The sequence below is a fragment of the Escherichia albertii NBRC 107761 = DSM 17582 genome, assembly GCF_000759775.1.
Lineage (GTDB): Bacteria > Pseudomonadota > Gammaproteobacteria > Enterobacterales > Enterobacteriaceae > Escherichia > Escherichia albertii.
Window position 1 is genome coordinate 1 of record NZ_BBMY01000155.1, and the last position, 10,280, is coordinate 10,280.

Genomic DNA, 10,280 nt, shown 5'->3' on the forward strand with positions numbered 1-10,280 from the left:
GCAAGGGCTGATTAGCGCAGAACAACTGGCACAGGCGCTGGCAGAACAAAATGGCGTGGCATGGGAATCCATTGATGCCTGGAAAATCCCTTCTTCGCTAATTGAGGAAATGCCTGCCTCTGTGGCGTTGCATTATGCGGTGTTGCCGTTGCGCCTGGAAAATGAAACGCTAATTGTCGGTAGTGAAGACGGTATCGATCCGGTTTCACTGGCGGCCCTGAGGCGCAAGGTTGGGCGCAAAGTACGTTACGTTATCGTCCTGCGTGGACAAATCGTGACCGGGTTACGTCACTGGTATGCACGCCGACGTGGTCATGATCCCCGCGCAATGTTGCAAAATGCGGTTGAGCGCAACTGGCTCACGGAACAACAGGCTAACGATATCTGGCGGCAATATGTGCCGCATCAGTTCTTGTTCGCAGAAATACTGACCACGCTCGGGCATATTAACCGTTCAGCGATTAATGTCCTGTTGCTACGCCATGAACGCAGTAATCTGCCACTTGGCAAATTTTTGGTTACAGAAGGCGTGATCAGCCAGGAAACGCTCGATCGCGTACTGACAATTCAACGCGAACGACAAGTTTCAATGCACTCATTATTACTGAAAGCAGGTTTAACCACAGAACAGGTTGCGGAACTGGAGTCCGAATAAATGAAGGAGAATAACCTTAATCGCGTCATCGGATGGTCTGGGTTGCTGCTAACGTCTTTATTGAGTACCAGCGCACTCGCAGACAACATCGGCACCAGCGCGGAAGAGCTGGGGCTTAGCGACTATCGCCATTTTGTTATTTATCCACGTCTCGATAAGGCGCTGAAAGCACAGAAAAATAACGACGAAGCAACCGCCATTCGTGAATTTGAATATATTCATCAGCAGGTGCCGGATAATATTCCGCTGACATTATATCTGGCGGAATCCTATCGCCATTTTAATCATGATGACCGCGCACGACTGTTGCTTGAGGATCAACTGAAACGTCATCCTGGCGACACCAGGCTTAAGCGTAGCCTCGCCGCTATTCCTGAAGACGTCAAAACGGTTAAAACCGTTGAAGATCTGCTTGCCCAGCAAAAAGCGTGCGATGCCTCCCCTACTCCGCGTTGCCGCAGTGAAGTTGGGCAAAATGCCCTGCGGCTGGCACAGTTGCCTGTCGCCAGAGCACAACTGGACGATGCCGCGTTTGCCGCATCGCCGGAAGGGAAAACACTGCGTACTGATCTGCTGCAACGGGCAATCTACCTGAAGCAGTGGCCGCTGGCAGAAGCGATATTCAGCGAGTCACGCCAGCAAAATACATTAAGCGCGGCAGAGCGTCGGCAGTGGTTTGATGTTTTGCTGACCGGGCAACTGGACGCCAGGATTCTGGCGCTGCAATCGCAGGGGATTTTCACCGATCCACAATCGTACATCACTTATGCTACCACCCTGGCTTATCGTGGTGAAAAAACGCGCCTCCAACGTTATCTGTCTGAAAATACACCGCTATTTACCACTGAGGCACAAGAGAAAAGCTGGCTCTATCTGTTATCAAAATACAGCGCCAATCCGGTACAGGCATTGGCGAATCACACGGTACAGTTTGCCGCTAACCGCCAGTATGTCGTGGGTGCGACGCTACCTGTGCTGTTAAAAGAAGGGCAATATGAGGCCGCACAAAAGCTGCTTGCAACCCTCCCTGCCGATGAAATGCTCGAAGAGCGTTATACCGTCAGCGTGGCGACCCAGAACAAAGCTGAAGCGCTGCGTCTGGCGCGATTGTTGTACCAGCAAGCCCCTGCAAACCTTACACGTCTGGATCAACTAACCTGGCAACTGATGCAGGCAGGACAGCCACGTGAAGCTGCCGATTTGCTGCTGCAACGCTATCCCTTTCATGGCGATGCGGCTGTCAGCAATACCTTAATGGCGCGTCTGGCTTCTCTGTTGGAAAGTCATCCTTACCTGGCGACGCCTGCGAAAGTGGCAATTTTATCGAAACCCTTGCCGCAGGCGGAGCAACGTCAGTGGCAAAGCCAGTTACCAGGAATTACAGATAATTGCCCGGCGATAGTCCGCTTGCTGGGAGATATGTCGCCTTCTTATGATGCCGCTGCCTGGAATCGGCTGGCGAAATGTTATCGGAATACTCTGCCCGGCATAGCGCTGTATGCGTGGCAACAGGCGGAAAAACGGCAACCGAATGCCTGGCAACATCGCGCCGTAGCATACCAGGCTTATCAGGTTGAGGACTATACAACCGCTCTGGCGGCCTGGGAGAAAATTAATCTTCATGAGATGAACAATGAGGATCTGCTTGCCGCCGCCAATACCGCCCAGGCAGCAGGAAATGGCGCGGCTCGCGATCGCTGGCTGCAACAGGCAGAACAACGAGGACTGGGAAACAATGCCCTGTACTGGTGGCTCCATGCGCAACGTTATATTCCAGCTCAGCCAGAACTCGCACTGAACGATCTCACTCGTTCAATCAATATAGCCCCTTCAGCCGAAGCTTATGTCGCCCGGGCGACTATCTATCGGCAACAACATAATGTACCCGCTGCAATAAGCGATCTGCGTGCAGCGCTTGACCTGGATCCTAATAACAGCAATACCAAAGCTGCGCTCGGTTACGCCTTGTGGGATAGCGGAGATATTGCACAATCACGCGAAATGCTGGAACAGGCGCATAAGGGATTGCCGGACGATCCGGCGCTGATCCGACAGTTAGCCTACGTGAATCAGCGGCTGGATGACATGCCTGCGACGCAAAATTATACCCGCCAGGTGATTGATGACATTGATAATCAGGCGCTGATTACCCCATTAACCCCGGAGCAAAATCAACAACGCTTTAACTTTCGCCGTCTACATGAAGATGCCGGGCGCCGCTGGACGTTCAGTTTCGATTCTTCCATTGGCTTGCGTTCAGGGGCGATGAGTACCGCTAACAACAATGTTGGCGGCGCTGCGCCGGGGAAAAGCTATCGCAGTTATGGACAACTGGAAGCCGAATACCGCATCGGGCGCAATATGCTGCTGGAAGGCGACCTGCTTTCGGTTTACAGCCGTGTTTTTGCTGACACCGGAGAAAACGGCGTGGTCATGCCAGTGAAAAACCCAATGTCCGGCACCGGCCTGCGTTGGAAGCCGCTACGCGATCAGATCTTTTTTCTCGCTATTGAGCAGCAATTCCCGCTGAACGGGCAAAATGGCGCATCCGATACCATGCTGCGCGCCAGCGCCTCGTTCTTTAACGGCGGTAAATACAGCGACGAGTGGCATCCGAATGGCCCCGGCTGGTTTGCCCAAAACCTGTATCTCGATGCGGCACAATATGTCCGCCAGGATATTCAGGCGTGGACGGCCGACTATCGCGTGAGCTGGCATCAGAAAGTTACGGACGGACAAACTCTTGAACCTTACGCTCATGTACAGGACAACGGCTATCGTGATAAAGGCACTCAGGGCGCACAACTGGGCGGCGTCGGCGTACGCTGGAACATCTGGACCGGAGCGACGCACTATGATGCCTGGCCGCACAAAATCAGTCTCGGCGTCGAATATCAACATACCTTTAAGGCGATTAATCAACGTACCGGGGAACGCAACAATGCGTTTCTCACCATTGGAGTGCACTGGTAAATGCGTAAGTTAATTTTCATATTGCTGACACTGCTGTTAGTCAGCCCTTTTTCCTTTGCAATGAAAGGTATTATCTGGCAGCCACAAAATCGCGACAGCCAGGTTACTGATGTCCAGTGGCAAGGATTGATGAGTCAGTTACGACTGCAAGGATTTGACACGTTGATTCTGCAATGGACCCGTTACGGCGATGCTTTCACCCAACCAGAACAGCGCGCGTTATTATTCAAGCGAGCTGCAGCAGCGCAACAGGCAGGTCTGAAGTTGATTGTTGGTCTGAATGCCGATCCAGAATTTTTTATGCATCAGAAGCAATCATCTGCGGCGCTGGAAAGCTATTTTAATCGCTTACTGGCAGCCGATATCCAGCAAGCCAGATTATGGAGTTCCGCGCCAGGCGTGACGCCGGATGGCTGGTACATTAGCGCTGAAGTTGATGATCTGAACTGGCGCAGTGAAGCCGCGCGCCAGCCATTATTGAAGTGGCTAAACAATTCACGTCAACTAATCAGCGATATTTCTGCGAAACCAATTTATATCAGTAGTTTCTTTGCCGGAAATATGTCGCCGGATGGCTATCAGCATCTGCTGGAACAAGTTAAAACGACCGGAATTAAGATCTGGGTTCAGGATGGCAGCGGCGTCGATAAACTCACCGCAGAACAGCGTGAGCGTTATCTGCAAGCCAGCGCCGATTGCCAGGTATCTTCACCCGTCAACGGCATTGTTTATGAATTGTTTGTTGCGGGTAAAGGAAAAACGTTTGAAGCGAAACCGAAACCAGACGCAGAGATCGCCTCATTGTTAGCAAAACGTTCATCATGCGACAAAGATATGCTCTATTTCTCTCTGCGTTATTTGCCCGCCGCACATGGCATTCTCGCGTATTAATGTATTTTCTGGCAAGTAAGGCATCGTCTTGCTTGCCATTTCTTAGTCCACGCCATCAGATTCTCATCAAGATCCCACTACCGTAAAAATGTTAAAGAAAATAGATTATTTTCGGACAATTGAACCGAACACGGTGCAGGAAGCATAAAATCCTTTGAGCGGAATTGCTGATATCTAAGGAGTGCGAAATGCAATTGAGCAGCAGTGAGCCTTGCGTGGTTATATTAACCGAGAAAGAAGTAGAGGTTAGAATTAACGATCATGCATCATTTATCCTCCCGGCAAACTATCTTGCCGCCTTCGCCTGTAATAATAATACTATTGAAGTTTCCACAGTAAATAATGCCCTTATTGCTCATATTAATCGTAAAGTTATTCATGATTATTTACTATTTCTGAATAAAAATCTAATCAGTGTAAATCCCTGGCCACGACTGGCAGCGCCCGTTATTGCCTGCCACAGCCGCACCCCGGAAGTTTTCCGGCTGGCGGCCAGCCATAGCCAACAGCAAGACTGCAAACCTTGTGAAACAGAACTTACTCGCGCGTTACTATTTACCGTTTTGTCAAACTTCCTCGATCAATCACGCTTTATTGCCTTACTGATGTATATCCTGCGCAGCAGTATACGCGATAGCGTATACCTGATTATCCAAAGCGATATTCAGCATTACTGGAGCCTGCGAATTGTTGCCAGCTCGCTGTGTTTAAGTCCCAGTTTGCTCAAGAAAAAATTGAAAAGTGAGAACACTACTTACAGTCAGATCGTCACCCATTGCCGCATGCGCTACGCTGCGCAATTACTACTGATGGATAACAGGAACATCGCTCAGGTTGCGCAACTGTGTGGTTATAGTAGTACGTCCTACTTTATCTCTGTGTTTAAAGCATTTTATGGCATGACACCACTGAACTATCTGACAGAACAACGCCTACAGCCAATACAATGATGGATGATACATTTATAATGTAATTATTATATTTGCATATCATCGCTACAAATGAGCGATATTTGATATTAAATACTGCAACAAATAATTACAATTCATCTATTTTATTGATATTAAGGAAACGATTATGCCTATTACCAATAACACAATATTATGTGACTACTTTCCCAAAAACACACTATTAGAGGTTAATACAGAGAAAACTATAAATAAAATAAATCAGCAACGATGTTCATGGGAAGATACAACAGGGGGAAATTTTATTCAGTTTCTGATTGCATCTGAAATACAAAAAAAAGCAACCGGATTAACGGCATTCTCCACAAAGGCCGGAGAGATAGACTTTTATGCCAGTCTTCTTAATTTGCGTACTAACGCAGGATGTAGTTATCGACAATGCATAACACCTGAATACTCTGATGGCAGCAGAATTATATTAGACGAATCAGAGGAAGGTAAAATTAGCGTCAGCGTGTTACTTTATAATGAAATGGTGAGTGGTTATATGGTTGATTCCGCTCATCCATCTTATGAAATGCTTCATTTATTTTTTCCAATAGCCCAACAGTCACAAATCTTGAGACATTTGCAGGAAGCCTTAAAGAAATAATAGGCTAAGTCGTATCCTGGCCGCATAGAAATTGATGACAATTTCAAATATTGCCTCTGACTTGCAAAAACAAAAAACGAGAATTTATATCTTAAAATGGCGCGCCCTGCAGGATTCGAACCTGCGGCCCACGACTTAGAAGGTCGTTGCTCTATCCAACTGAGCTAAGGGCGCACTGGGAAGTGATACCGCTATGTGGATCTTTCGCCTGAATTATACGGTCACCCCTTGCTGAGTCAATGGGTTTTGAACTGGTTGCTGAACAAGTGAGCGATGACGTCTGATTTTCTGATTCATCTCCCCCAAAAAGGGATAACAAAACGTTCCAGATGCCGATCTCAGGCGAGATAACTGTCTGGTTGAACATCCACAGGAAAGTGCATTTTCTATTCTTACTCTTAAGATGCACTACCGTTTGAGAGTGGTAACTATGAGACCTGCATCGGTTATCGTTATGGATACGCATCCCATCATCAGGATGTCCATTGAAGTCCTTTTAGAAAAACATGACAATCTGCAAATTGTGTTAAAAACTGATGATCATCGCATCACTATTGATTATCTTCGTTGCCATTCTGTCGATTTAATCATTATGGATATCGACCTCCCTGGTATAGATGGCTTTACTTTCTTAAAAAAAATCAAACAAATTCAGAGCGCTACCAGAGTACTTTTTTTATCCTCAAAAACAGAATGTTTTTATGCCGGACGGGCCATTCAGGCTGGTGCCAGTGGTTTCGTCAGTAAATGTCATGATCAAAATGACATTTTCCATGCTGTACAAATGATACTTGCAGGCTATACATTTTTTCCCTCAGAAACCATCCACTATATAAAAAATAGTCAACATGCGCACGAATGTTATATATCTACGCCATTAACCAATCGTGAGTTAACTATTTTGCGTTATCTTGTCAATGGGTTATCAAATAAAGAGATCGCCGGACAATTACTGTTGAGTAACAAAACAGTTAGCGCCCACAAGTCTAATATCTATAGCAAACTAGGTTTGCATTCAATTGTTGAGCTAATCAATTATGCCAGATTATATGAATTAATATAAACCTAATTATAATTAATCATAAACGTCGCATCTGCTTTCGCCGCCCCGGCCTGAACACCACTTGCTAACGCAATGTAATTAGCAAAAAAATTCAACGTGACGTTTCCATTTGCATCAACCGCGACTGTCTGGCTAGACTCGCCGAGCGGTAATCTGCCGCGATCGCTATTATGCAGTTCTATTGCGACATTTTGCGCCATGACCGCATCATCCAGTGCAAGTAAGCTGTTATCCGTCGCCGGCGTCCCTGCAAATGTAACAGATGCCGAACCTAGCGGATACCCTTCCAGTCGCAGGCTGAATGGAATAAGTGCTGTCGTATCGCCTGCAGATAATAATTGCTTCGTCGGTCATCTGCCTAACTCTACCGTTTTATCGATATCTGCTGTATTTACGGTACAGGAAAAATCAATGATATTGCCATGCAATTCGATATTAATCGTCCCTAATGGATCTGCAGCCCAACTGCAAGAACTCAATATTATTCCCGATACAAAACCCAAGACTTTTTTTAACTGCATTCTACGCCCCTCATTGATAATCCACTCGCAGATATCTCCGTGCACTAAATGGGCCTTCTGTTGGTTTTAATCCAGTGATACTTACAGGCCAAGCATGAATCGTCACACTGGCTGCAGCTTGAGTGTCCAGACGAAAAGGAATAATACTATTCAAATCATTTGGCGTAAGCGGCATATTATTCTGATCTGCAATAATAAAACCTAAATCGGGATTATCTGACACCATCGCTTGTCCAGAAACGGTTTCTGCCTCAAGGCGCATCGTCAAATAAGCTTCCGCGGCAACATTAGTACATTTTATTGCAATCGACTTTGTTTGCGGCATGACGCCGTCAGGTCGATTCCCAGGACCAGCCTCGCTAAATAATGATGCGCCTATATCACCAAAATCAAATTCTACAATTTGACCCGTATTCAACTCACAATTTTGCGGAACTTCTACCGTACCACTAAAACTAATTGTATAAACTGGCGTTATCAACGGATCAAATGGCGTTGTTGTTACATAGACAGTAAACATCACTTGCCGGGGGATCTCAACCATATTAATAAACGGGCGAATAACTTTTAAGCGGAATATAAGATGAGAATCCATAACACCAAAGGGCAAATGATTCTTAACATTTTCATACCTTCCCATTTGGATATAATTTTTTGGCGGGTACTGAGTATTCATTATACTATCATCCAGACTCATAGTCCCCAAAAGATAATCATTTAACTTTAAATATTGATAATTGTCGATCGTTTCCTGAATGGTAAAATTAGTCACATAACTACGAAAAGTATAATCCACCAGAGTTCCTACCGGACAGATGGCTGTTACTCCTACCCACCCTGATTTTTCTGGTAAGACAACAATCTGCCCCGGTTGATTATTCGTACTGTTAAAAACATTAGACAGATCATAATAGACATCAGTCGGCGCACCATCGTAATTTTCGCATACAGTGCCCCATGCCGGGCATGTTAACCACAAACAAGTTACCACCAATATTAATTTCCAGATTAATTTCATTGGTTATACCCTTTATGATGACGAAGATGCACAAGTTGCCTGAATAACCGTTATTGCCTGCTGTAAACTTTCTTGCGGTAATACATAATGAGCCATACAGCGAGAGTGAACGCTCTCTCCCCATTGAATCAATAAATTTCCAGATAACGGCGCACCACTCAGATAAATTTGCCCGTCATCCCCCACCATACTGGTTATACCGGTGGTTGTTTCACATACCTGAGAACCAAATGGCACAGGTTTACCCCCCTGAAGTACGGTAATGAGCGCCCGCACGCCTATACGCGTATCAAACTCTGCACGGACCAGCGCACCTTGCGTCGGCACAACACTGCTGATATTTTTTTCCACATCGATAGAATTACCCATCGAGTTAGTATCCAGCGCAACGCGGTTATAGCGATAAACAGTGGCATAAGGCATCACGGCATAACCGCGCCAATCCGTTAAAATTCCGGTCTGATTTTCAAGACGCACGCCGCTCGCGCCAGGCGCTTTGATTAATACATTCGTGTCTCCCAGCGGTTGGCTTAGCGTAACGCCATTTTCGTGACCGACGACACCGCCGGCGAGTTGCCAGTTAAAATCATGTTGGTCGCGATCATAGTTATAACCCACTCCCAACGTACCGTAAGAAGCTTGCCAGTTTGCTGTTGCACTACCGGTATAACCATTATTACTCGTGTCACCCTGAGTAACGTGATAGCTCAGGTTGTGCCCTTCCAGTAAGGTACCGCCAACGCCCGCCAACCAGCTATTTTGGCCATTACTGTTTCGGTTTGCGTTAAATGTCGCGTAGGTGCGATCGATTGCGTTTTCACGTGTATAGCGGCGCTTAGTAAAAATATTAAATGGTACAGATAAATTAAAACCAACAATACGTTCGTTGTCTGGCATTCCTACTGACTCATTCCAGGAAAAAGAGAGTGAATAACTGATGCCATACCAACTACTGGTATACCCAATCTGATACCAGGTATCCGCATCAGAGGTATTCCAGTATTTTTGATGTGTTCCTGAAATATAAAGAGAACCGAGATCGCCTAATGATTGGGAAACATTCATCTGCATACGACCTTTACGATTAAATCGCAGGTTATGATAATTTACAATCACCGGATCGCTACGCCGATTACCATCATAGTCATAATCATATTCATAGCCTTCTAAATGACGATACGCGACATCATCGAGAGTATAAAACCCCTGCGTAGAGTAACGATAACCGATTAATTGAAAATTTGTGCCATAATTATTCATTGATTTAGCATAAAGAAAACGAATTGATTCGCCTTCATGGCGGCTATCATCCACTAGCTGACTACGAGCATGTGTTACATCTAACGACACCGCACCCAGGCGCCCTAAATTACGTCCTAACCCCAATAAAAATGCAGTGTAATGTGCCGATAATTGCGTACCACCATAAGCGGTAAACTCCATCGGCAACCCACTAATTACCGTTCCCTGAAAAAAGAATGGTGAAGATTGTTGGCTATTACCACTGCGATAGTCACCCATCGTGAGATCATATTTAAAGCGACCTTCACGTTGCAGAATTGGCACCGTAGAATAAGGAATGGTGTAATTCTGCTGATT

7 protein-coding genes, 1 tRNA gene and 2 pseudogenes are annotated in these 10,280 nt (G+C 46.1%); 6 read left to right on the forward strand and 4 right to left on the reverse strand.

Going from position 1 to position 10,280, the window contains the following annotated elements:
• The 5 genes and pseudogenes from EA14781_RS20270 to EA14781_RS20290 form a co-directional block, all read left to right on the forward strand.
• Positions 1 to 669 (forward strand): annotated as a pseudogene (locus EA14781_RS20270) (GspE/PulE/PilB domain-containing protein); the annotation flags it as partial.
• Positions 656 to 3,628 (forward strand): phage receptor, encoded by a 2,973-nt coding sequence (locus EA14781_RS20275; RefSeq protein WP_000662383.1) that lies wholly within the window; start codon positions 656 to 658, stop codon positions 3,626 to 3,628. The pseudogene EA14781_RS20270 and the gene EA14781_RS20275, both read left to right, overlap by 14 nt.
• A complete protein-coding gene (locus tag EA14781_RS20280; protein ID WP_001228557.1) occupies positions 3,629 to 4,519 on the forward strand; it encodes a DUF4434 family protein in 891 nt (296 codons plus the stop codon).
• Positions 4,520 to 4,707: 188 nt separating this feature from the next.
• Entirely contained in the window at positions 4,708 to 5,469 is a 762-nt protein-coding gene (locus EA14781_RS20285) for an AraC family transcriptional regulator (RefSeq protein ID WP_001177448.1), read from the forward strand.
• Positions 5,470 to 5,596: 127 nt separating this feature from the next.
• Positions 5,597 to 6,079: a hypothetical protein gene (locus EA14781_RS20290; protein WP_001123056.1), complete on the forward strand. Its 483-nt coding sequence runs from the start codon at positions 5,597 to 5,599 to the stop codon at positions 6,077 to 6,079.
• A gap of 97 nt (positions 6,080 to 6,176) precedes the next feature.
• On the opposite strand, the gene EA14781_RS20295 is transcribed toward EA14781_RS20290, so the two are convergent.
• Positions 6,177 to 6,253: transfer RNA gene (locus EA14781_RS20295), tRNA-Arg, on the reverse strand.
• Between the two features lie 256 nt (positions 6,254 to 6,509).
• Between EA14781_RS20295 and fimZ the strand changes: the two genes are divergently transcribed.
• Positions 6,510 to 7,142: a fimbria biosynthesis transcriptional regulator FimZ gene (gene fimZ / locus EA14781_RS20300; protein WP_002430233.1), complete on the forward strand. Its 633-nt coding sequence runs from the start codon at positions 6,510 to 6,512 to the stop codon at positions 7,140 to 7,142.
• A 2-nt stretch (positions 7,143 to 7,144) separates the two neighbouring features.
• Here the strand turns inward: fimZ and sfmF are convergent.
• The 3 genes and pseudogenes from sfmF to fimD form a co-directional block, all read right to left on the reverse strand.
• Positions 7,145 to 7,663, reverse strand: a pseudogene (gene sfmF, locus EA14781_RS23865) (fimbria assembly protein).
• 10 nt (positions 7,664 to 7,673) lie between these two features.
• Positions 7,674 to 8,681 (reverse strand): type 1 fimbria D-mannose specific adhesin FimH, encoded by a 1,008-nt coding sequence (gene fimH, locus EA14781_RS20310; protein ID WP_000767797.1) that lies wholly within the window; start codon positions 8,679 to 8,681, stop codon positions 7,674 to 7,676.
• A gap of 12 nt (positions 8,682 to 8,693) precedes the next feature.
• Positions 8,694 to 10,280: outer membrane usher protein FimD (gene fimD, locus EA14781_RS20315; RefSeq protein WP_042336134.1), on the reverse strand; the 1,587-nt coding region annotated here is incomplete at its 5' end.